Origin of the sequence: Amycolatopsis sp. w19 (assembly GCF_051373225.1) — a bacterium.
GTDB lineage: Bacteria > Actinomycetota > Actinomycetes > Mycobacteriales > Pseudonocardiaceae > Amycolatopsis > Amycolatopsis japonica.
Map to the genome: position 1 here is coordinate 119251 of NZ_JBPQFM010000022.1, position 22340 is coordinate 141590.

Below are 22340 nucleotides of genomic sequence, written 5' to 3' on the forward strand. Positions count from 1 at the left end.
GGGGGATCATGTCGGAATCGAAACTGCGGTTCGAAGTGCTCGGCCCGTTGCGGGCCTGGTACGGCGAGACCCGCCTGGACCTCGGTCCGGTCCGCCAGCAGGCCGTCCTCGCCGCGCTGCTGCTGCGCCCGGACGTGACCGTCAGCCATTACGAGCTCACCGACGGGCTTTGGGAGAAGCCGCCGGAGTCGAACGTGCTGCCGGTGTACGTCCGGCGGCTGCGGCAATGCCTGGACACCTCGGGGACGAAGCCGCGGGACTCGGTGATCGTGTCCGACCGCGGCGGCTACCGGTTCGCCGGTGGTGGGGTGCGCCTCGACGTGATCCGGCTGGAGGAGGTCGCCGCCGTCGCGGCCGCCGCCGAGGAAGCGGGCGACCTCGTCGCCGCGGTGGACACCTTCGCCGACGCGCTCCGGCTGTTCCACGGCGAGCCGCTGACGGGACTGCCCGGCGCGTTCGTCCAGGGTGAGCGGCGACGGCTGGAGGAACGCAAACTGCTGTTGCTGCGCCGGAAACTGAAGGCCCAGCTGAAACTCGGACGGTTCGACGAGGTGATCGGCGAGCTCTCGGCGCTGGTGTCGGCCGATCCGCCGAGTGAGCCGCTGGCCGCGTTGCTGATGCGGGCGCTCTACGGCGGCGGGCGGCAGGCGGAGGCGCTGGAGGTGTTCACCGACGTCCGCGAGCGGCTGGTGGAGCAGCTCGGCGTCGAGCCGGGTGAGGAGCTGCGGCAGGTGCAGGAGGCGGTGCTGCGCGGGGACGAAACGCTGCTCGGCGTCGCCCCGCGCCGGGAGCCCGCTCGCCGGATCCGCAACGAACTGCCCGCCACCAGCGGAGAACTCGTCGGCAGGGACCGGGAACTCGCGCTGCTCGTGGCGGACGGCGATCCGGAGTCGGTTTCGGTCGACACCGTCGACGGCGTCCCGGGCGCGGGGAAGACCACGCTCGCGGTGCGCGCGGCCCACCGGCTCCGCGAGTCCTATCCGGACGGTGCGTTGTTCGTGGATCTCCACGGCTACACCGAAGGCCGTGAGCCGGTGACACCGGAGCGCGCGCTGCGGCGGCTGCTGCGCGCTGTCGGGGTCGAAGACGGGCTCATGCCCGACGATCTCGACGAACTGTCCGCGTCGTGGCGGGCGGCGACCGCGCAACTGCGGTTGCTGCTGGTGCTCGACAACGCCGAGTCCGCCGGGCAGGTGCGGCCGTTGCTGCCGTCCGGGCCGGGCAGCCGGGTGCTGGTGACCAGCCGTCGCCGTCTGTCCGGTTTGGACGCCGATCGCCGCGTTTCCCTCGGCGCGCTGGGTCTCGAAGCGGCGGAACGGCTGCTCGGCCGCATCGTCGGAGCGCCGAGGGCGGAGGGTGAGCGGTTCGCCGTGCGCGCGCTCGCCGGGCTGTGCGGGCGTTTGCCGCTCGCGCTGCGGATCGCGGGCGCCCGGCTGCAGAACCGTCCGATGTGGACGTTCAAGGATCTGGTGGACCGGATGTCGGACGACGAGCGCAGGCTCGGCGAACTGACCGCCGAGGACCGCAGTGTCGAGGTGGCACTGCGCTTGTCGTACGAGCAGTTGCGCCCCGCCGAGCAGGACGCGTTCAGTGTGCTCGGCCTGTCGCCGACGGCCGAGTTCGACCGGCTCTCGGTCTCCGCGCTGCTGGACTGCTCGCCCGCCGAAGCCGAGCGGCGGCTGGAAAGCCTGGTCGACGCGAGCCTCGTGCAGGAGCCGGCGAGCGGCCGCTACCGGCTGCACGACCTGGTGGCGGTCTACGCCCGGCGGCTCGCCGGGGAGATGCCCGAGGAGGCCGCCGAAGCGGCACGGAAACGGGTGTACGGCTTGTATCTCGGCGCCGCTCGACGGGCGAGCGAATGGGGTGTCGCGCGGTTCCCGTTGGAGAAGGGTGGTCCTTTCACCGGCCAGCGTGACGCTTCCGCCTGGCTCGACGCCGTGGGCGACCTGCCGGAGGTGGTGAGCCAGGCGGCCGAGGCCGGGCTGGACGACCTCGCGTGCGCCGTCGCCGAGGGCCTGGTCGACTACCTCGCGCGCCAGCAGCGGTACCACGAATGCCGGACGGCGTTGCAGATCGCGCTGCCGCGGGCCGAACAGGCCGAGGACGAACGTCTCGTCTCGTCGTTGCGGTTCTGCCTCGGCTACGCCTACGCCATGCAAGGACAGCTGGACCGGGCGCGTGGCTGGTTCGACGACGCGCTACGGGCGGGCCAGGCCTCCGGAGACCGCGGCGTGGAGGCGCGGGCGCTGGGCGGGCTCACCATGGTGGATCTGATCGCCGGACGGCACGATCTCGCGATCCCCGGCATGCGGCGGGTGATGGTCCTCGCCGACGAGGTGGGGGACAGCTGGCTCGCCGAGAGATCGCTGTCCGCGCTCGGTTATCTCGCGTACCTGCAGGGGGAACACGACGAGGCGCTCGGCCACCTCGGCCGCGCCCAGGCGCTGGGGGAGGAGATCGGCAGTCCCGGGATGGTGGCGAGGGTGCTGTGTCACAGCGGCACCGTCCGGCTCGAAACCGGCAGGTTCGCCGAAGCCGCGCTCGACCTCCGGCGGTCCGTCGAGCTCGCCGAGGAGACCACGGACGGCCTTCTGACCGCGACCAGTCTCGCCCGGCTGGGCGCCGCGGAACTGGAACTGGGGAATCTCGACGCCGCGTTCGAACTTCAACGGCGGGCGCTGACCGCGGTCACCGAAGAGACCGTCGTCGGGATGGAATCCGAGATCCGCAACCGGCTCGGCCGTACCCATCTCGCCGCGGGCGACCCGGTGGCGGCCAGGGAGCATTTCGAGTGGGTGCTCACCACCATCGGACCCGACGGCGATCCCGCTCAGCGCACTCTCGCGCTGGAGGGGCTGGAGCTCACCAGACAGTCGGTACTCCGGCGTTGACGATCGTGAACCGGTGCCCCGCCATGCTCGTCCGCCAGCGCGCGAAGTAGGTGTCGGCGGCGTCGGCCAGATGTACGCCGGCGCGGACCTCGTGGACGGCGTAAGCCCACTCCGCGGCGTCGCACAGCACCAATTCCCTTGGCGCGCCACGTTTGCGGAGCACGGAGGAGCAGAGGGCGCCGCGCCGGCCGACGGCGCCGTCGTCGAGACAGCGACGGAGGTCTTCGACGGCGTCGGCGGCGGTGTCGAACAGCGTCCACCGGTACCTCGGCGACGGGCGGCCGTCGGCCCACGGGGTGAAGAACGCCGCCCAGCTCCAGCCCGGTCCGACGACCCCGTCCCGTTGCCCGGGGCCCGGCGCGTCGTCCCGGGGCGTCACCATGTTGTACGGGGTCCGGCTCGCCGGGCTCATGCACGTCTCCTCGTGGACCACCGGTCCGCGGTCGCGGATCCGTGCCCGGAACCGTAGGGCGGAGCCATGAAATCCCGATGAAACGCCGGTGCCCTCGTGCCCCAAGTACATGAAGGACCCCTTCCTGTACCTAGGCGCAAGGAAGGGGTCCTTCATGTACTTGGGGCTGGGGTGAAGGCTCCCTTCGCCGCATTAGACGCGGTGAAGTGAGCCTTCACCCCACCATCGACCCGTCCGCGACCACGACACGTTTGCCTTACCCCCGAATACCGTCCTTACCACTCACTAGAACTGCGGCACCACGGTCAGCCGCCGTCCGTTGAGCGGCTGCGGCGCGCGGGCGTTGCCCGTACCGAACAGGCCCTGGAACCGTGCGATCGTCGACGGCGAAACGGTCTGCTCGGACATCAGGAACCACTGCACCCCTTCGGTGAACGGTGCCGTGGTGAGCGAGCCGTCGTACCGCAGGGTGCTCCGGTCGCGGGGCAGGAGCGTGGCGAGGTCGAAGTCCGCCAACGCCACCGTTTCGCCGCATTCCGGGGCGAGCTTCACCAGGACGCGATCCACCGGCGAGGCGGCACCCGAGCGTAGCGGCACGCCGATCACCAGCAGTTTCCCGGCGGCGCTGCGGTGCACGAAATGCATTTCCAGTGGATCGGTGCGGCCGAGGAAACGGTGTTCGGACGGGGTGTGGAAATGGAACTGTTCGAGTTCGTAGCGGACCCCGGCGAGTGTGACGTGCCCGGTGCCCGGCCTGACGATGGCCTCTTCGGTTTCTTCGTGATTCCTCGTACTGCATCCGTCGGCGTCCGACGCGTCCTTTCGGATGTATTCGAGGTCCAGATCCGAGTGGCCGTAGGAGATGTCCGGTTTCGGCAGGGCCGGGTCGAACCTGATCGCGCCGGGGGAGATGTCGACGGGGCTCTGTGCCGGCTGCCGCGAGTGGGCGGTGCCGCCCGCGGTGAGCAGGAATCCGGCGAGGGCGAGGGGAACGACGAATGCGACAAGGCGCCTGCGCGTCACGCTCTGAACCTTTCGAAGAGCCGCACCCGATGGAGTGGTGCGCGCGAGAAGAACACATCTTTTTCCTGTGCCGAAGAATGTGCAAGCGTGGCTCGCGTCTATTTTTCGTAAAGATTCACTGTGCGCATCCGGATGGGCGCCCTTAGTATCCGAAGATGTCGATCTTGACCGTGCTCCTCAGCCTGGTGGCCCTGTTTCCCGCCGTGGACCCCGTCGCGCGAACGGGTGCCTGCGAGGGGACTGAAGGGGTGACGGTCGCGGTCGGCGTGCTCGTGCGATGCGTGGCCGGCTCGCCCGGTGACGCGCGGACGGCGCTCGAGCGCTCCGGGTTCACGGTGTGGCTGGGAGACGGATCGGGGCCGTACGGCGATTCCCGCTACGTCTGCCGCGTCGAAGGCCTGCCCGATGGCGATCCGTGCACCGGTCATCGGGACGGAGCGTCGTTCTGGAAGGTGTGGCGGGTCGGGCTGGATCCGGTGGCCTGGCGCGAATCCGGGACGCAGGACGGACCCGGCGCGGTACGTGTCTGTCCCGGCGGGCTCGTCGGCTTCGTCTTCGGGCCGAAGACCGCGCAGATGCCCGTCGCGCCCGAGCGGGTCGTGACCACGCCCGGATGGCTTCCGCCCCGGTGCTGAGGGGTCAGTGCGCCGGGACGATGAGCGACGCCATCACCTTCGGGATCAGTTGGCTGACGAACCGGCCGTCGGCTGGGAGTTCGCCGCCCGCCAGCAGGTAGTTCTGTAGTCCTTGTTCGTACAGGGCGACCAGGACGAGGACCGCGTCCTCCGCCGAGATCGTCAGCTTCCGGCCGATCCGGTCCAGAGTGCCGATCAGGATCGCGCCCAGCTCGGTGTGGAAATACCGGAACGCGGCGCCGATCCGGTCGCGGATCTCCGGCTGCCGCAGGCCCTGTGTGCGGAATTCCGCGCACAGCAGGTACCAGTCCTTGTCCGCGTTGAGCGCGACCATGAACAGTTCGGCGATCCGCCCGAGCGTCGGGGAGAGGTCTTCGTGCGCGCCGACGACGGTGTCGCCGAGCACGCTCTCGGCGGCCTCGCGGAACCGCTCGAGCCGGATCGCGTTCTCCTCCTGGAACAGGGCGAGGAAGAGGTCTTCCTTCGAGCTGAAGTTCGAATAGAAGGCGCCGCGGGTGAAGCCGGCGCGTTCGCAGATCAGCTCGACCGGGGTGTCCCGGATGCCGCGTTCGGAGAAGGCCTCGTACGCCGCGTCGATCAGCCGTCGGCGGGTGTCCGCCCGGCGCCTGGTCATGGTGGCGCCCCGCTCCTCGGTCATCTCGCCATTCTTTCGCATCGGCCCGGTTCACCCGGCTGTGGGACAGGATACATCGTGAATCGGATACAGCGTGTATTACGATACGCCATGTATCCAACGAGCGCCGGGAGCCGATCGTGTCGTCATTCCTCTACCGCCTCGGCAGGCTGGCCGCCCGCGGACGCGTACTGGTCACCGCGTTGTGGCTGGTCGTGCTGTGCGTCTCCGGCGGCGCGGCGCTGCTGTTCGGCCAGGGCACCGACGACACGTTCGCGATCCCCGGCTCGGAGTCCCAGGAGGCGCTCGATCACCTCGGACGTGTCTTCCCGCAGGTGAGCGGGACTTCGGCGCAGTTGGTGGTGCTCGTCCCGGAAGGGCAGCGAGCCGATTCCGCCGTTGTGCGCGATTCCGTCTCCGCCGTGGTCCCGGAGCTGACCGGAGCTCCGCAGGTCTCGACGGTGGTCGATCCCTTCGACCCGGCCGTGCACGACGCGGTGTCCAAGGACGGCCGCGCCGCGTTGGTCACCGTGCAGCTCGACGTCGGACTGGCCGATATCCAGCCGTCGACCCGGACCGCGCTCGCCGGGATCGCGCAGGACCTGGAGAACCGGATCGGCCACGGCACCGAGGTGCTCACCGGCGGCGACGCGTTCTCGGACAAGGTGCCGAAGCTCAGCCCCACCGAGGGGATCGGCCTCGTCATCGCGCTCGTGGTGCTGCTGATGGTGTTCGGTTCGTTCATCGCGGCCGGAATGCCTTTGCTGACGGCGATCCTCGGCGTCGGGGTCTCGGTGGCGCTGGTCTACGCGGCGACGTCGGTGGCGACGGTGTCCTCCACGGCGCCGATGCTCGCGGTCATGCTCGGGCTGGCCGTCGGCATCGACTACGCGCTCTTCCTCCTTTCCCGCCACCGGGATCAGCTCGCCGAAGGTCTCGAGGTCGAGGAGTCCATCGCCAGGGCGACCGCCACCGCCGGATCCGCGGTCATCTTCGCCGGGCTCACCGTGGTGATCGCGCTGCTGGGCCTGTTCGTCGCCGGGATCCCGTTCCTGACGACCATGGGTATCGCGGCGGCGGGCGGCGTCGCGGTCGCCGTGATCGTGGCCATCACCCTCATCCCGGCGCTGCTGGCTTTCGCCGGCGAGCGGCTGCGGCCCAAGAAGCCGCGAAAGGCACGCAAGACCAAGAAGAAGACGCGGTTCAGCCTTCGCTGGGTCCGGCTCGCCACGAAGTCCCCGTGGGTCACGGTCGGACTGATCGTCGGAGTACTGGCGATAGCGTCGGTGCCCGCGCTGGATCTCCGGCTCGCCTTACCGGACAACGGAACCGACGAGGACGGCACCCCGGCCCGGATCGCTTACGACGCCGTCGCCGAGCATTTCGGGCCCGGCTTCAACGGTCCGCTCGTCGTCACCGCGGACATCCTGTCGACCACCGACCCGGTCGGGATCACCAACGGTATCGCCGACGACATCCGCAAGGTGCCCGGCGTCGCCGTCGTCCCGCTCGCGACGCCGAACCCCAAGGGCGACACCGCGATCATCCAGGTCGTGCCGACGACCGGCGCCTTCGACGAGGCGACCGACGATCTCGTCGAACGGCTGCGGTCGATGGAAGGACAGTTCAAGGACCGGTACGGCGTACAGACCGCGGTCACCGGGTTCACCGCCGTCGGCATCGACGTGTCCACGCAACTCGGTGACGCGCTGCTGCCGTTCGGCATCCTGGTCGTCGGGCTCTCGCTGGTGCTGCTGGCGATGGTGTTCCGCTCGATCCTCGTGCCGCTCAAAGCCACCTTCGGCTACCTGCTTTCGATCGGTGCGGCGTTCGGCGCGACGTCGTTCGTGTTCGGGCAGGGACATCTGGCGGACGCGCTGGGCGTCACCCGCACCGGCAGTGTGATCAGCTTCCTGCCGATCATCCTGATGGGTGTCCTTTTCGGACTGGCCATGGACTACGAGGTGTTCCTCGTGTCCCGGATCAGGGAGGACTACGTCCATCACGGCGACGCGCACAAGGCGATCGAGACGGGCTTCGTGTCCGCGTCGAGGGTCGTGACCGCGGCGGCGGTGATCATGCTGGGCGTGTTCGCCGCCTTCGTGCCCGACGGCAGCGCCACGATCAAACCGATCGCGTTCAGCCTCGCGGTCGGGGTGTTCGTGGACGCCTTCCTGGTGCGGATGACGCTCGTCCCGGCGATCCTCGCGCTGCTGGGCCCGCGCGCCTGGGGTCTGCCGCCGTGGCTGGACCGCAAACTCCCGGTGTTCGACGCCGAGGGCGACGGTCTCGTCCACGAACTCCGGCTCGCCGACTGGCCCGCGCCGGGTTCGCCCGAGGTGATCAGCGCCGCCGGTCTCCGGGTCGACGACGACCGGGGCCGCACCATCTTCCGCGACGTCGAACTGCATCTCGGCCCGGGGGAGATCCTCGCGGTGCACGGTTCCGGCCCGGCGGGCAAGAGCGCGCTGCTGTACGCGCTCGCCGGCCGGGTGCCGAACGTCCGCGGTGATCTGAAGGTCCTCGGCCGGGTGCTGCCGCAGCACGCGCACGCCGTCCGGCGGAACGTCGCCTTCGTCGCCTGCAAGGAGACCGACGACCCGGCCGGCGAGGTCCGCCGCGCGCTCGACGACGGTGTCGCGCTCGTCTTCCTCGACGACCTGGACACCGTCGTCAACACCGCCCAACGCGCGGGGTTGCGAGCCTCGTTCGCGAGCAGGGAAGCGACCTTCGCCGTGTCCTGCCAGAGCCTCGCCATCGTGCGGGATCTGGTGCCCACCACCGCCGTCGCGGGTCTCGCCATGACACCCGCCCCCGTCCCCGCCGAGGTCCGCTGATGTCCCGCTTCTTCACCGGTTCCGCCCGCGCGACCGCCATCGGACCGCTGACCTGGAAGACCTGGCTCGGGATCGTCCTCGTGCCGGTGATCGTGGCGCTCGGCCTGGCGTGGGCGTTCTGGTCGCCCGAGGACAACCACGGCGCCGCCAAGGCCGCCGTGGTCAACGACGACGAGCCGGTGACGGTGAACGGGCAGCTGATCCCGCTCGGCCGGGAACTGGCCGGAAACCTCGTGCACGGCGAGGATTCCGCCTACACGTGGGTGCTCACCGACGCCGAGGACGCGAAGGAGGGCATCTCCGACGGCACGTATTCGGCCGTCGTGACGATTCCGCGGGATTTCTCCGCGCAGGCCACGTCGACGTCGGGTAAGCCGCTCGACGCGAAGCAGGCGATCATGCGCGTCGAGACGTCACAGCGCACCGGTCTGGTCGATCCGGTGGCGAGCCGCGAGGTCGCGAACGCGACGCTCACCGCGCTGAACCGGCAGATCGTCGAGACCTATGTGGACAATCTGTACGTCGGGTTCTCCTCGATCCACCAGCAGCTGGTGCAGGCGGCCGACGGCAGCGACCAGCTGGTGGTCGGGCTGCGGCAGTTGTCCGACGGGACCGGGAAACTGGCCGCGGGTGCGGGAGAACTCGCCGGCGGGGCGGGAAAACTCAGCGGCGCCGCCGGGCAGCTGGCGGACGGCGCACGCGAGCTCGCGAACGGCACCGGGCAGCTCGCCACCGGTTCCGGCCAGTTGTCGTCGGGGTTGACGCAGGCGGAGAAGGACACCGCGCAGCTGCCCCGGTTGACCAGGGAACTGGCCGACGGGGCACAGCAGGTCGCGAACGGCAACAAGCAGCTGTCCGACAAGATCTCGCCGCTGGCGGACAAGGTCGTACGGATCATCGACGCGCTGCCCTCGGCGGGCGACTCGGCGCGGAAGTTCGGCGAACTCGCCGGGAAATGCGATCAGGACACGAAGTTCTGCGCCGATCTCAAGGCCGCTTCGGAGAAGCTCACGGCCGACGCCGCGATCCTCGACGGCAAACGTGCCGAAATCCGCGACGCCGTCGTACAGACGAAGAAGGCGGTGCAAGACCTTTCGGCGGGCTCGCGGAAGGTCGCCGACGGGAACAAGCAGCTCGCGGACAAGTCGAAGGAACTCGCGGGCGGCATCGGCACGGCGGCCGACGGCGCGCGGAAACTCGACGCCGGGGTCAAGGCCGCCGACTCCGGGGCACGGCGGCTCGCCGACGGCTCCGGGCAACTCGCCGGCGGCGCGACGACGTTGTCCACCGGTGCGGGTGAACTCGCCACCGGCGCCCGCTCCGCCGCCGATGGCGCCGAGCGCGCCGAATCCGGTGCCTCGGAACTGGCCAAGGGTCTCAACGAGGGCCGGGGCAAGGTGCCCGACTACACCCAGGCCGAACGCGACCACCTCAAACAGGTCGCCGCCACCCCCGCGATCGCCGACGCGGCGGGCTCGGGCTCGTTCGGCGAAGGCGCGGTGGCGCTGATCCTCGTGCTGGCGCTGTGGGGCTGCGCGCTGGCGACGTACCAGGTGATCCGGGCGGTGCCGCCGAGTGTGCTGACCACCCGCGAACCGAGCTGGCGGATCATCCTCGCCGCGGCCGTCCCCGGTGCGACGCTCGCGGTGCTGACCGCCCTGATCCTGACCGGGGTGTTCTGGGCGTTCCTCGGCCTGAGCTTCGGCAAGGCGGCGACGCTGCTGGTGGTGCTCGTGCTCGCGGCGGGGACGTTCACCGTCGTCAACCAAGCGCTGGTGGCGATCTTCAAACGTCCTGGTCGCTTCGCCGCCCTCGCGATCCTCGTGCTCACTGTCGGCGCTTCGCTGGTCTCGACCGTGCCTGGCTTTTTCGGGACCGTGCTGGGGATCCTGCCGACCAACGGCGCCTTGGTGGCGCTGCGGTCGCTGCTGACCGGGACGGACGGACTGACGTCGGGGATCGTGCAGCTGGTGGTGTGGCTGGGAATCGGGACATTGGCGATGATCCTGGTGACGGACCGGCGGAGGTCCTTGCCCGGACGGGAACTGCGGCTACCCCTCGGGGGTATGTGACGAGCATCGCCTCTCAGTACCCCTAGGGGGTATGTATGGTGGGCTCATGAACACGACGATGCACCACGGAACGCATGGCCACGAACCCGCCGGTCTCGCGTCGACCAAAGGCGGCTACACCCTGGAGCCCGCCACTACGACGCTCATTCCTGGGGAGACGGCTCCCTTCGCCTTCCGGATCCTCGGCGCCGACGGCGCACCGGTGACCGCCTACGACGTCGAGCACGAAAAGCGGCTGCACCTCATCGTCGTCCGCCGGGATACCGCGGGTTTCCAGCACATCCACCCCGAACTCGGCGACGACGGCACGTGGTCGGTTCCGCTGACCATCGCCGGCGCCGGGGTCTACCGCGTCTTCGCGGACTTCAAGCCCAGCGGCGGCGAGGGGATCACCTTGGGCGTCGATCTCTTCGCGGGTGGGGACTTCCGCCCCGCCGAATACCGGACTTCGCGCGTCGCGGAGGTCGACGGCTACCAGGTCCGCCTCGACGGCGAACTCGTGCCGGGAATGCCGTCGAAGGTGACCCTCACCGTCGCCAAGGACGGCCGTGCGGTCACCGATCTCCAGTCGTACCTGGGGGCGTATGGGCATTTGGTCGCGCTGCGCGGTGGTGACCTCGCGTACCTGCACGTCCACCCCGACGGCGAACCCGGCGATGGCCGGACCGCGGCGGGTCCCGAGGTGACGTTCTTCGCCGGGTTCCCGACGGCGGGGACTTATCGGCTGTTCCTCGACTTCCAGCACGAAGGCAAGGTCCGCACCGCCGAGTTCACCGTCACCGCTTGACGACGGGACCGTGCCTCGATCAGTATGAACACGTGTTCATGAACGTGTGTTCATAACGGAGGAGGTTCTGCGATGTCCGGCATCGTCAACACCGCGCAGTCCGAGGCGTGGAACGGCTACGAGGGGCGGCACTGGGCCGAGCACGACGGGCGCTACGACGCGGTGAACAGCGGGTTCAACGACTTCCTGTTCGACGCCGCCGGAATCGGCGAGCGGGACCGGGTGCTCGACATCGGCTGTGGGAACGGGCAGGTCACCCGGCTCGCCGCCGTCCGCGCCCCGCTCGGGGACGCCACCGGAATCGACCTGTCCGCGCCGATGCTCGCCACGGCGCGGGCCCGCGCGGAGGCCGAAGGCGTGGCGAACGTGTGGTTCGAGCAGGGCGACGTCCAGGTCTTTCCGCTGGGGGAAGGGGTTTTCGACGTCGCGCTCAGCCGGTTCGCGGTGACGTTCTTCGCGGATCCGGTCGCCGCCTTCGCGAACGTGCGCCGGGCGCTGAAACCGGGCGGCAGGCTCGCGTTCCTGTGCATGACCGCACTCACCGGAACGGATCTCGGCACCGTTTTCGGTGCGCTGGCACCGTTCCTGCCGACCCCGACCGGTGAGGACGGTACCGGCCCGACGGCGTTCGCCGACCCCGAACGGGCTCGCTCGGTGCTGACGGACGCCGGATTCCGCGAGGTCATGGCCACTCGCGTCGAGGCCGACCAGATCTGGGGGAGCGACGTGGCCGACGCCGCCGGGTTCATCGCGGACTGGGGTCCGGTCAGGTACCACCTCGGTCTGGCCGGCGAAGAAGCGGCGAACGGCGCGCGAGAAGCGCTTTCGGCCGCGCTCCAGCCCTTTGCCGGGCCAGGCGGTGTGCGGCTGCGTGGTGCCGCATGGCTGGTCAGGGCGAAATCCTGATGGCACCGAGGAAAGCCGCGGCACTGCGCGACACCGAAGACGGCCGGAGCCTGCGCGAGCATCTGATCGGCACGGCCGCGGACCTGATCTCCGCCAACGGCACCGCGGAACTCACGGTCCGGGCCATCGCGCGGGCGGCCGGGGTCGCCGACGGCGTGCTGTACAACCACTTCACCGACAAGGAAGAGTTGCTGGCCGACGCGCTGGCGGAACACGTGCGGCGGGTCGAAGCGGGGCTCGGCGAGCTGCCCACACCCGGTTCGGCCACGGTCGAGGCCAATCTCCGCGCCCAGCTGGCGTACGGGTTGGCTCTGCACAAGGAGATCCTGCCCGCGTTCGCCGGGCTGCTCGCCCGCCCCGCCGTGCTCGCGAGGTTCGGCGAACTCGCCGGGGACGGTGAGGCCTGGCGCGACCACCTCGCCGGATATCTGCGCGCGGAAAAGGAACTCGGCAGGCTGGACGGAGATGTCGACGCGGCGGCGGCGATGCTGGTCGGCGTCTGCCACGAATCGGTGCTCACCGCGCTGCTCCCGCATGGCCCGAAGGTGGCCACGTCGCCTGCGGTGAAAGCCGTGGTCAAGACGGTGCTGGAGGGTATCGCGGTGCGCTGACGCCCGTGTCGCGTTCGACACGGGTTGATCCGCGGGTGTTCTGGGTAACCCCGTTGTGCGACTTCAGCAAGGAGGTCGCGCGCGAGGGGAAGGGTGGCTCCATGATCAACATCGCGGAGCATCCGGTGCCGGGAACCTGGGTGCTCGACCTGCGGGCCACGACGCCACGGGCGTTGCCGGACATGCGCGCCTGGGTGGTCAGATGCCTTCCCGATCTCGGCGAGGGGCATCGCGACGACGTCCTGCTGGCGGCGACGGAGCTCGTCGCCAACGCCTACGTGCATGGAGGTGGCGCACGCCACATCCAGTTGTGGCGTGGCGTGTCGCCTTGTGCGGTCCGCATCGAGGTCGCGGATGTCAGCGTCGAACAGCCGCGGGCGCGGTGTTCGCAGTTCGAGGATCCCCGCGGGCGCGGCCTTCTCGTCGTCGACGGGGTGGCCGTGCAATGGGGTGTCCGGCGCGAGCCGGTGCGCGGCGGGAAGATCGTCTGGGCGCACATCCGGTGCGACGGCGGCTGTCCGGAAGCACTCCCGCGCGTGCGCATGAAGCGCTCCCGGAACTGACCTTCACTCAGACGGCGCGGCGTGCGGTGAGCAGGCCGAGCGCGGAGATGGCGGCGAACCCGAACAACAGCCACCTCGCCGACGTGACCACCGAAGGGCCGCCGAGGTTGACCAGCAGGCCGGCGACCGCCGCGCCGAACGCGGTGGACATCGTCAGCACGGTCGCGATCGCGGCCGCCGCCTGCCCGCCTTCGCCATCCGGGGCGGAGGTCATCGCCGCGACCGACAGATGGGGCATCGCGATGCCGATTCCCGTGCCGCCGAAGAAGAGCACCGGCAGCCAGGCGAGTACGACGGGCAGCGGGGGCTGTTCGGTCTGCAGGAGCCCCAGCACGGCGAACCCGATGGCGAGACAGGCCGGCCCGGCGAGCACGAGCCGTCGTGTCTTACCGGCCGAAGCACTGACGAGCTGGCTCACCGACCAGCCCAAGGACAGTGCGGCGGCGAAGAATCCCGCCGCCGCGGGCGGAAGCCCGCCCGATCGCTGGCCGAACAGCGGCAGGAACATCTCCACCGCGACGCCGGACGCGAGCACCATGATGGTCAGGTAGATCCACCGCGACCGCGAACCCCGCCGGTAGACCGAAGCGGGCAGCACACTCGCCGCCGAACGGTTCTCCGTCACCAGGAACGCGCCCACGAGTGCGAGCCCCAACGCGATGAGGGCGGCCATCGCGAGGACGTCGGACAGGATCCCCGCCACGCTCACCGCTCCGGCGGCGCCGACGATCAGCGCCAGTGAAACGACCGGGACCGGCGGTGCCTGCGCCGGGCGTTCGCCGTCGGGGAGCGCGCGGGGCACGAAGATCGCCAGCGCGGCCGCCGCCACCGCGAGGACCACGAACGCCGAACGCCACGAACCGAACTGTGCCGAGAACCCGCCGAGCGCCGGGCCCACGAAATTGCCGACCCCGAACATCGCGGAGATCAGCGCGCTGCCCCGGCTCCACAACCGAGGCGGCAGCGCCGAATGGATCAGGGCGAAGCCCAGTCCGGTCAGTAGTCCCGCGCCGAGGCCCTGCGTCCCGCGGCCGAGCAGGAGGACCGGCATCGACGGGCTCGCGGCGCACACCGCCGAGCCCGCGGCGAAAACGCCGAACCCGGCCAGATAGGAACTCTTGCCGCCGAAGCGCGAAAGCGCCTGGCCCACCAGCATGGTCGCGACGACCTGGGCGACCAGGAACGCCGTCATGGTCCAGGCGTACAACGACCGTCCGCCGATGTCCTCGATCGCCGTGGGCAGCAGGCTCGCCGCCACGTAGATGGTGATCGCGCCGACGAGCACGCCACCCGCCAGTACCGACGTGGTGCTCGTATGGCGGCCCAGTTCCCGCCACGATCCGAGGTCTTGCCCGATGTTCACGCGTTTCTCCTCGCTGTCGAAAGGATTGCGCTTCGCATCCTGTCGGCGCGGGGAGCCCCGGTAATCGGACAAATCAGACGTGAATCACGTCACATTTTCGTGCGCCCCTCGATGGCGGCGCGAGCGGCCTCGACCGATTTGCGGACGACGACTTCCGTGGAGTAGCCCTGTTTCGTGAACACTCCGTCGAGATAGAACGTGCCGTAACCGTGCGCCTGGGTGAACAACTGCTCCATCAGTTCGAGCCCGTCCTCCGGCCGGTCGGCGACGGTGAGGCAGAGCATGACGAACTGGTCGGTCAGGCGGCGGGTCTGCTCGTGCAGTGCGGCGTGCTCCGGGCCCTGCAAGCCGTCCGAGTAGATGATGTTCATCCCGGCCCGGCGTTCGATCAGGTATTCCGTGTACGCGCCGGCTGCCGCGGCGAGCGCGGCGACCGGTTCGCTTTCGGCCTCGATGGCGTCGTGCACCCTGTCCGCCAGCTGGCAGGCGACCTTGGCGGCGATCGCGGCCAGGAGGCTTTCCTTGTCCGGGAAGTGCCGATAGGGCGCGCCGGGGCTGACCTTCGCGCGCCTGGCGACCTCGGCGACGGAGAACGCGCCGAGCCCTTGTTCGGCGATCAGGTCGAGCGAGACCCGCACGAGTTCGGCGCGAAGGTCGCCGTGATGGTACTTACCGCCCATGTCGTGGATCACACCGTCCCGGTCGCGGAATATGTAAGAGGCCTCTTACGCTAGTTGTAAGTGACCTCTTACATGGTCTCACTGTTCTCGGAGGGTTTCATGACGACGACCACGCACGCCATCGCCGCGCCGTCCCCGGGCGCCGCCCTGTCGCCGACGACGATCGAGCGTCGCGACCTGCGTCCGGACGACGTGCTGATCGACATCGCGTACGCGGGGATCTGTCACAGCGACATCCACCAGGTGAAGGAGGACTGGGGCAGCGCGATCTTCCCGATGGTGCCCGGGCACGAGATCGCCGGCGTCGTCGCCGCGGTCGGCTCCGACGTGACGAAGTACCAGATCGGCGACCGGGTCGGGGTCGGCTGCATGGTCGATTCCTGTGGCGAGTGCGAGTACTGCCTCGCGGGCACCGAACAGTTCTGCGTCAAGGGCAACATCCAGACCTACAACGGAGTCGGTTTCGACGGCGAGAACACCTACGGCGGCTACAGCCGCCAGATCGTCGTGAAGGACGGTTTCGTCTGCCGCATCCCGGAAGGCATCGGCCTCGACGTCGCCGCCCCGCTGCTGTGCGCGGGTATCACCACCTACTCGCCGCTGAACCGCTGGGGCGCAGGGCCGGGCAAGAAGGTCGCCGTCGTCGGTCTCGGCGGGCTCGGGCATATGGCGGTCAAGATCGCGGTCGCCATGGGCGCCGAGGTCACCGTGCTCAGCCAGAGCCTGAAGAAGCAGGAGGACGGGCTGAAGCTGGGTGCGAAGGACTACTTCGCGACCGGAGACGCGTCGACGTTCAAGGCGCTGCGCGGCCGCTTCGACCTGATCCTCAACACCGTTTCGGCGACGCTGCCCGTCGACTCCTACCTCGGCATGCTGCGTGTCGGCGGCGCGATGGTGAACGTCGGCGCGCCCGGCGAACCGCTGTCCTACAACGCCTTCTCGCTGCTGGGCGGGAACAGGGTGCTCGCCGGCTCGATGATCGGCGGGATCGCCGAGACCCAGGAGATGCTCGACTTCTGCGCCGAGCACGGGATCGGCGCGCAGATCGAGACGATCTCGGCCGACCAGGTGAACGTGGCCTACGACCGGGTCGAGAACAGCGACGTCCGCTACCGGTTCGTCATCGACGCGGCGACCATCGGCGCCTGACCTCGCCGTCCGTGAAGGCCTCCTTGAGGGACCCAGAGTCCCTCAAGGAGGCCTTCACACCTCCCAAGTACATGAAGGCCCCCATCCTTGCGCCTATGTACAGGAAGGGGGCCTTCATGTACTTCGGCTTCAGCTGCCCAATCCGAATCGCCACTCACGACCAACCGTCGGTCACATCAACAGCAGCGGCAGCGTGTTCATCGCGGTGTGCGCGGCGATCGGCGCCCACAGGTTGCGGTAGCGCGACCACAGGTAACCGGTGAACAGGCCGAAGAACCCTTGGAAGGCAACGATCGCGCCCAGGGTGAGTGGCAATGACCCCTGTCCGTGTGTCGGCAGATGCAGCCACGCGAACAGCAATGCCGACAGCAGGATTCCCGGCCACCGCCCGAAAAGCGCCTCCAGCCGGGTCTGCAGCATGCCGCGGAAGAACACCTCTTCGAGGACGTTCGCGGTGAAGAACGTCAGCGTCGCGCCGACCGCCAGGTACACCGGGTCCGGGTAGTCCTCCGACGTGGGCAGCGGCGGCGCGAGCGGGCCGAGGACGTAGAGCCAGCCGAACACGAGCACCGCCGGGATCGGCGCGAGCCATTGCCAGGTCTCCCGGGGTCGCCACGTGAGCCGGAAGGAATCCCGCGCGGGCAGCGCCCGAAGCAGAATCAACGGCAGCGCCAGGAAAACCAGCGGCTTGGCGAGCGCCCAGATGTCGCGGACCAGTGCCTGCTGTCCCACAGCCGACAACAGGTACAACGCCAACGGCCACAGGAACGCGATGAGCGCCAAGGCCGTCGCCTGTCTGCCCAGCCCGCGCCGGTCGGTCACCTCGGGGAGCAGTTTCGGCGCGTGGAGCGGGATCCCGTGGATCAGCAGGATCCCGGCGAGCGCCGGGAGCAGGGCGCCCGCGAGGGAAAGCTCCTTGGCCGAATCCGCGGACGGCTTGATCGCGTCGTGCCCGGTGGTCAGCAGCAGTACGGGCGCGGCCGCGAACACCGCGAGCCCGCCGAAGAGGATTCCCCAGGCGGCACCCGGGCGGGTGCCGGTTTTTTCTGTCACCGGGCCAGGATCTTCGAAGTGGCGCGAGTCCGCGTCATCACTTCGGAGGACTTCAGCCGACCGCGATGACCTTTTCCAGGCTGCGCAGGCACAACGTGAGCGCCTCGTGCTTCGGAGTCTTCTCCCGCACCAGCTCCCATGCCGTGTAGAGCAGGCTCCAGAGCAGTTGCAGCAACCATTCCTTCGTCATCGCCGGATCGATCGAGCCCTCGGCGTGCCCGCGTTCGACGAGCCGCAGCAGGCGTCGGTCGTCGTCGCTCTCCTCCGCCCATTCGGGCCGCGTCACCAGATCCGGCATGGTGAACAGCAACTGGAAGACGTCGCCGTGTTCGAAGTACTCCTGGCACAGCCGTGCCAGCGCGTCCGGCGCCGGACCGTCGTCGAGCCGGGCCCGTTCGGTGCTCTGGGAGATCTTGTCGAGGGCGTCGTGGCTGATCGCGTCGATGAGGTCCGATCGCTCCGCGAAGTACCGGTGCACCGTGGTGCGCCCGACGTTCGCCGCCGCCGCGATATCCGCGAGCGTCGCGCTCGGTTGCTTGGTCAACGTCTCGATGGCCGCGTCCAGGATCGCGCGCCGGGTCCTCGCCCGGACACCCGTCTCGGTGACCACACCCTCACTCATGGCGGTACCGTACCTCGCTCCCGATATGGAACTCAGTTGACGATTTTAGAACACGCGTGTTCCATTAAGAACCATGAAGACTCCACGATTGAAGGTGCTGTGGTCGTTCGCGCGACCGCACAAGGGGGCACTCGCGATCGGCCTGGTCCTCGCCCTGCTCGGTTCGGCGACCGGCCTCGCCTCACCCATGGTCACGAAGTGGGTGCTGGATTCGCTCGGCTCGTCGGCGTCGCTGGCCGGGCCGGTGCTGGCGCTGCTCGGCCTGATGCTGGTGGGCGCGGTGATCTGGCTGGCGGAGTGGATCCTGCTCGGCACGATCGGCGAGCGGGTGGTGCTGAAGGTGCGGGAATCGATGGTGCGGCGGTTCTTCCGCGCGACGATCCCGGCGATCACGAAGCGGCCGACGGGGGAGCTGGTCACCCGCGTCACCTCGGACACGGTGCTGTTGCGCGAGGCGGCGTCGTCCAGCGTGATCGGCTTGATCAACGGCGTGGTGATGCTCGCCGGCACCCTGGTGCTGATGAGCGTGCTCGACCCGGTGCTGCTGGCGACGACCGTGGCCGCCGTGCTCGTCGTCGTCGCGTTGTTCGCCTGGCTGATGCCCGCGATCGCGAAGGAACAGGAGAAGGCACAAGACCGTTTGGGTCGTCTCGGCGGCGTCCTCGAGGGCGCGCTGCGGGCGATCCGCACGGTGAAGGCGAGCCGTGCCGAAACCCGGCAGGCCGACCGGATCCTGGTCGACGCGGAAGCCGCCACGGCGCACGGCGTCCGCGCGGTGCGGCGGGAAGCCGTCGCCTGGGTGGTGGCCTGGACGGGGATCCAGGGCGCGATCCTGGTGATCCTCGGTCTCGGCGCCTGGCGGGTCGAGGCGGGTTTGCTCGAAGTGTCGAGCCTCATCGCGTTCCTGTTGTACGCGTTCGCGTTGATGGAGCCGATCACCGAACTGAGCCAGAACATGACCGCGCTGCAGGCGGGGATCGCCGCGGCCGGGCGGATCCGGGAGATGGACACGCTGGAGGTGGAAGAGGACCGGGCGTCCGCCAAGGCGGAGTCCGAGGGGGACCACGACGGCCCGGTGCTGGAACTGCGCGGCGTGACCGCGGGCTACGGCGGAGACCCGGCGTTGCGCGACGTTTCGCTGGCGATCCCGAGACGCGGGCATACCGCGATCGTCGGGCCGTCCGGCGCGGGCAAGACCACGATGCTGTCGCTGATCATGCGGTTCGTGCGGCCGCAATCGGGTTCACTGCTGCTGGACGGTCGCGAGTACGCGGACCTGCCGTACGCGGACGTGCGGTCCCGGCTGGCCTACGTCGAGCAGGAGACGCCGATCGTGCCGGGGACTATCCGGGAGAACCTGCTCTTCACCCATCCGGACGCGACCGAGGAGGAAGTACGGCGGGCGCTCGGTGAGGTCCGGTTGAGCGACAAGATCGCCGCACTCGACGACGGTCTGGACACGCCGCTTTCGTCGACGTCGGTGTCCGGCGGGGAACGCCAGCGGATCGCGCTGGCCAGGGCGATCCTGCGCACGCCGGACGTGGTGCTGCTGGACGAGGCGACCGCGCAGGTCGACGGCCGGACCGAGAGCGCGATCCACGACTGCATCCGGCGGCTGGCCCGCGAGGGTGCCGTGGTCACCGTGGCGCACCGGCTGTCCACCGTGATCGACGCGGACACCATCGTGGTGATGGAGGCGGGCCGCGTCCGGGCGAGCGGAAGCCACGAGCACCTGCTCGCCACGGACACGCTGTACCGGGAATTGGTGGAGGCGTTGAGGATCGCGGGGGAGGCCGCTCCGGTACCCGGCTGATCTCAGGCGGGGACGGCGCGGACGCCCGGCGGCATCTCCCGGTTGACCTCGTCGAGCCGGGTGGCGACGGTCCGGCAGGGTTCGCAGCCAGCCAGATGCGCGGCGATCAGATCCGCGCGGCGGCCCGGCACGCCGCCGCGGAGCCACGCGCCCATCCGGCGCCGCGCTTCCTGGCAGCACGGCGTTCCCGTCTCGGGGACCTGCGCCTGGAGGAAGGCCTGGCGCAGCCCTTCGCGGGCCCGCAAGGCGAGGACGGAGGCGCCGTTGGGCGACACGCCCAGCAGCGGCGCCACCACCTTCGGGGAATCGCCCTCGGCTTCGGTCCGCCACAGCACGGTCCGCCAGCGGCCGGGCAGCGCGCAGTACGCCGTCCAGGCCAGCCGGGCGTTCGCACGGAGGATGACGAGTTCTTCCGCGCCCACGACTCCGGCGGCCTCTTCGACCGCCGGGGTCGTGCCGTACAGCTCGACCCGTTTGTGGTGACGGCTCCACTTGGCGGCGAGATTCCGGATGGTGACCGCGAGGTAGGGGCGGAGGTTTTCGCGCGGCCCGCCGCCGTCGCGGATGACGCTCAGGACCCGTACGAAGGCTTCGGCCACGAGGTCGTCCCGCTCGGCGGGGTCGGCGACCCAGCCCGCGGCGATGCGGCGGAGCGGCTCGGCGTGGCGCCGGAAAAGTGTCTCGCCGGCGGCGATGTCACCGGCGCGGAAGGCGTCGAGCAGCGTGGCGTCCGCTGTGGTGTCTTCGACGTCATTCCTCATCGCGGTCTCCCGAAGTAACGGGTACGGCAGTGTACCGGTAACCCGGCCACCGATAAACTCCGGGGGATGACGCCTGAAGCCGACGCGCCGCGGCCGGACGGCCGGGCGGCGCGCTGGGCGGGACAGCGGGAGCGCCGCCGACGGGAATTCGTCGACGCGGCGCTGCGCGCGATCGCCGAGCACGGTCCGGAGGTCTCCACCGAACAGATCGCCGACGAGGCGGGGGTGGCCAGAACCCGGGTGTACAAGCATTTCGACGACGCCGCCGACCTGCAGCGTGCGATCGCCGACCGCGCCGTCCGCCTCATCACCGCCGAACTGGCCCCGCTGTGGGACCCGAGCGGGACGCCCATGCAGCTGATCACCATCGCGGTGGGCGCGCATACCGGCTGGCTCGCCGAACACGGGAACCTCTACCGCTATCTCGCCAGGCACTCCCAAGCCGGGCGGCGCGGCGGCGACGCCATCACCGACGTCAGAACGGCGATCGCCCGGCAGCTCTCCATCCTGTTCGAGCACTACCTCGACACCTTCGACCTCGACGGCCGGATCGCCGAACCGCTCGCCTTCGGGCTGGTCGGCCTCGTCGATACGAGTGCCGCGCGCTGGCTGGAGAATCCGGGCGGCCTCGAACTCCCGGAGCTCGCGAGCCAGCTGGTGCGATGGATCTGGCGGGTCATCGACGACACGCTCCGGGAACGCGGGGTCGAGCTCGACCCGCATTCGCCGCTGCTCGTGCCGGGCGGCTGAGCGCTCAGGATGTGGGAGCGGGAATGAAAGCCGGTCCGCCGGTGTCGGAGCGGTCATGGTCACCCCTTTCGACGACCCGGCCTGGGCTTCGCTGACCGGCCCGCACGCCCATTTCGCTGAGCGCTCCGGCCAGGTCCTGCGCTACCAGGTCGACGTCGCGCCGTTCTTCGCCCTGCCCCCTGAGCCGGACGACGGCGTGTGGGCCGACGTCGCCGCGCTGGCGGGCCCCGGCCAGACGGTCACCGTCCACAACGCGCTGCCCGTCCCGGCCGACTGGGAAGTCCTCGGCAGGATCGCCGGAGTCCGGCTGGTCGACGTCGCGCTCGAAGCCGCCGAAGATCCCGAAGCGGTCGTGCTGGGGCCCGACGACGTCCCGGAGATGCTCGACCTCGTCGAGCGGACCAAACCGGGGCCGTTCCGGAAGCGGACCATCGAATTGGGGACATACCTGGGAATCCGGCGCGACGGCGAGCTGATCGCGATGGCGGGCGAGCGCATGCATCCGCCCGGCTGGACCGAGATCAGCGCCGTCTGCACCGACCCGGCGTATCGCGGCCACGGACTGGCGACCCGGCTCATCCGCGCGGTGGCGGCGGGGATCCGGGCCCGCGGCGAACACCCGATGATGCACGCGGCGGCGACGAACACGCCGGCCATCCGGCTCTACGAGTCGATCGGCTTCGAAGTGATTCCGCGGCCGGACTTCGTGATGGCCCGCGTCCCCGGCTCCTTGTGAAGACACGCTAACGAGGGATTTCAGAAACTCGCGATGGACTGA

The 22340-nt window shown here is 69.7% G+C and carries 20 protein-coding genes; 12 read left to right on the forward strand and 8 right to left on the reverse strand.

What is annotated here, in order from left to right:
- Window positions 1-8 precede the first annotated feature (8 nt).
- Entirely contained in the window at window positions 9-2891 is a 2883-nt protein-coding gene (locus ACSMFO_RS32975; RefSeq protein WP_436461692.1) for a BTAD domain-containing putative transcriptional regulator, read from the forward strand.
- Here ACSMFO_RS32975 and ACSMFO_RS32980 read toward each other — a convergent pair.
- Window positions 2863-3303: a hypothetical protein gene (locus ACSMFO_RS32980; protein WP_436461693.1), complete on the reverse strand. Its 441-nt coding sequence runs from the start codon at window positions 3301-3303 to the stop codon at window positions 2863-2865. The genes ACSMFO_RS32975 and ACSMFO_RS32980 overlap by 29 nt on opposite strands.
- A gap of 285 nt (window positions 3304-3588) precedes the next feature.
- Window positions 3589-4326, reverse strand: coding sequence for a carbonic anhydrase family protein (locus ACSMFO_RS32985; protein WP_436461694.1), 738 nt, complete (start codon window positions 4324-4326; stop codon window positions 3589-3591).
- A gap of 155 nt (window positions 4327-4481) precedes the next feature.
- Here ACSMFO_RS32985 and ACSMFO_RS32990 point away from each other — a divergent pair, with 155 nt between their 5' ends.
- Window positions 4482-4961: a hypothetical protein gene (locus ACSMFO_RS32990; protein ID WP_436461695.1), complete on the forward strand. Its 480-nt coding sequence runs from the start codon at window positions 4482-4484 to the stop codon at window positions 4959-4961.
- A gap of 4 nt (window positions 4962-4965) precedes the next feature.
- Here ACSMFO_RS32990 and ACSMFO_RS32995 read toward each other — a convergent pair whose 3' ends face one another.
- Complete coding sequence (locus tag ACSMFO_RS32995; RefSeq protein ID WP_436461696.1) at window positions 4966-5619, reverse strand: TetR/AcrR family transcriptional regulator; 654 nt, start codon at window positions 5617-5619, stop codon at window positions 4966-4968.
- Between the two features lie 116 nt (window positions 5620-5735).
- Between ACSMFO_RS32995 and ACSMFO_RS33000 the strand changes: the two genes are divergently transcribed.
- The 6 genes from ACSMFO_RS33000 (at window position 5736) to ACSMFO_RS33025 (ending at window position 13371) form a co-directional block, all read left to right on the forward strand.
- On the forward strand, window positions 5736-8432 hold the full coding sequence (locus tag ACSMFO_RS33000; RefSeq protein ID WP_436461697.1) for an MMPL family transporter: 2697 nt from the start codon (window positions 5736-5738) through the stop codon (window positions 8430-8432).
- Window positions 8432-10504, forward strand: coding sequence for a YhgE/Pip family protein (locus ACSMFO_RS33005; RefSeq protein WP_436461698.1), 2073 nt, complete (start codon window positions 8432-8434; stop codon window positions 10502-10504). Before ACSMFO_RS33000 ends, ACSMFO_RS33005 begins: the two co-directional genes overlap by 1 nt.
- A 46-nt stretch (window positions 10505-10550) precedes the next feature.
- Window positions 10551-11291: a hypothetical protein gene (locus tag ACSMFO_RS33010; protein ID WP_436461699.1), complete on the forward strand. Its 741-nt coding sequence runs from the start codon at window positions 10551-10553 to the stop codon at window positions 11289-11291.
- Between the two features lie 72 nt (window positions 11292-11363).
- Window positions 11364-12197: a class I SAM-dependent methyltransferase gene (locus tag ACSMFO_RS33015; protein WP_436461700.1), complete on the forward strand. Its 834-nt coding sequence runs from the start codon at window positions 11364-11366 to the stop codon at window positions 12195-12197.
- Entirely contained in the window at window positions 12197-12808 is a 612-nt protein-coding gene (locus ACSMFO_RS33020) for a TetR/AcrR family transcriptional regulator (RefSeq protein ID WP_436461701.1), read from the forward strand. The genes ACSMFO_RS33015 and ACSMFO_RS33020 overlap by 1 nt, the downstream gene beginning before the upstream one ends.
- A 101-nt stretch (window positions 12809-12909) precedes the next feature.
- Window positions 12910-13371, forward strand: coding sequence for an ATP-binding protein (locus tag ACSMFO_RS33025; protein WP_350596647.1), 462 nt, complete (start codon window positions 12910-12912; stop codon window positions 13369-13371).
- A 7-nt stretch (window positions 13372-13378) separates the two neighbouring features.
- On the opposite strand, the gene ACSMFO_RS33030 is transcribed toward ACSMFO_RS33025, so the two are convergent.
- Window positions 13379-14734, reverse strand: a complete 1356-nt coding sequence (locus ACSMFO_RS33030; RefSeq protein WP_436461702.1) for an MFS transporter — start codon at window positions 14732-14734, stop codon at window positions 13379-13381.
- An 89-nt stretch (window positions 14735-14823) separates the two neighbouring features.
- Complete coding sequence (locus ACSMFO_RS33035; RefSeq protein WP_038511767.1) at window positions 14824-15426, reverse strand: TetR/AcrR family transcriptional regulator; 603 nt, start codon at window positions 15424-15426, stop codon at window positions 14824-14826.
- A gap of 87 nt (window positions 15427-15513) precedes the next feature.
- Between ACSMFO_RS33035 and ACSMFO_RS33040 the strand changes: the two genes are divergently transcribed.
- Window positions 15514-16563, forward strand: coding sequence for an NAD(P)-dependent alcohol dehydrogenase (locus tag ACSMFO_RS33040; protein WP_436461703.1), 1050 nt, complete (start codon window positions 15514-15516; stop codon window positions 16561-16563).
- Window positions 16564-16734: 171 nt separating this feature from the next.
- Here the strand turns inward: ACSMFO_RS33040 and ACSMFO_RS33045 are convergent, their stop codons facing one another.
- Together ACSMFO_RS33045 and ACSMFO_RS33050 are read right to left on the reverse strand one after the other, a co-directional pair.
- Entirely contained in the window at window positions 16735-17616 is an 882-nt protein-coding gene (locus ACSMFO_RS33045) for a CPBP family intramembrane glutamic endopeptidase (protein WP_436461704.1), read from the reverse strand.
- A 52-nt stretch (window positions 17617-17668) separates the two neighbouring features.
- Entirely contained in the window at window positions 17669-18238 is a 570-nt protein-coding gene (locus ACSMFO_RS33050) for a TetR/AcrR family transcriptional regulator (RefSeq protein WP_038511776.1), read from the reverse strand.
- Window positions 18239-18311: 73 nt separating this feature from the next.
- On the opposite strand from ACSMFO_RS33050, the gene ACSMFO_RS33055 reads away from it, so the two are divergent.
- Window positions 18312-20051 (forward strand): ABC transporter ATP-binding protein, encoded by a 1740-nt coding sequence (locus ACSMFO_RS33055; RefSeq protein ID WP_436461705.1) that lies wholly within the window; start codon window positions 18312-18314, stop codon window positions 20049-20051.
- Window positions 20052-20053: 2 nt separating this feature from the next.
- Here the strand turns inward: ACSMFO_RS33055 and ACSMFO_RS33060 are convergent, their stop codons facing one another.
- On the reverse strand, window positions 20054-20812 hold the full coding sequence (locus ACSMFO_RS33060; RefSeq protein ID WP_436461706.1) for a sigma-70 family RNA polymerase sigma factor: 759 nt from the start codon (window positions 20810-20812) through the stop codon (window positions 20054-20056).
- 66 nt (window positions 20813-20878) lie between these two features.
- On the opposite strand from ACSMFO_RS33060, the gene ACSMFO_RS33065 reads away from it, so the two are divergent.
- Both ACSMFO_RS33065 and ACSMFO_RS33070 read left to right on the forward strand, forming a co-directional pair.
- Window positions 20879-21562 (forward strand): TetR/AcrR family transcriptional regulator, encoded by a 684-nt coding sequence (locus ACSMFO_RS33065; RefSeq protein WP_038511784.1) that lies wholly within the window; start codon window positions 20879-20881, stop codon window positions 21560-21562.
- Between the two features lie 55 nt (window positions 21563-21617).
- Window positions 21618-22298, forward strand: a complete 681-nt coding sequence (locus ACSMFO_RS33070) for a GNAT family N-acetyltransferase (RefSeq protein WP_436461707.1) — start codon at window positions 21618-21620, stop codon at window positions 22296-22298.
- The last annotated feature ends 42 nt before the right edge of the window (window positions 22299-22340 follow it).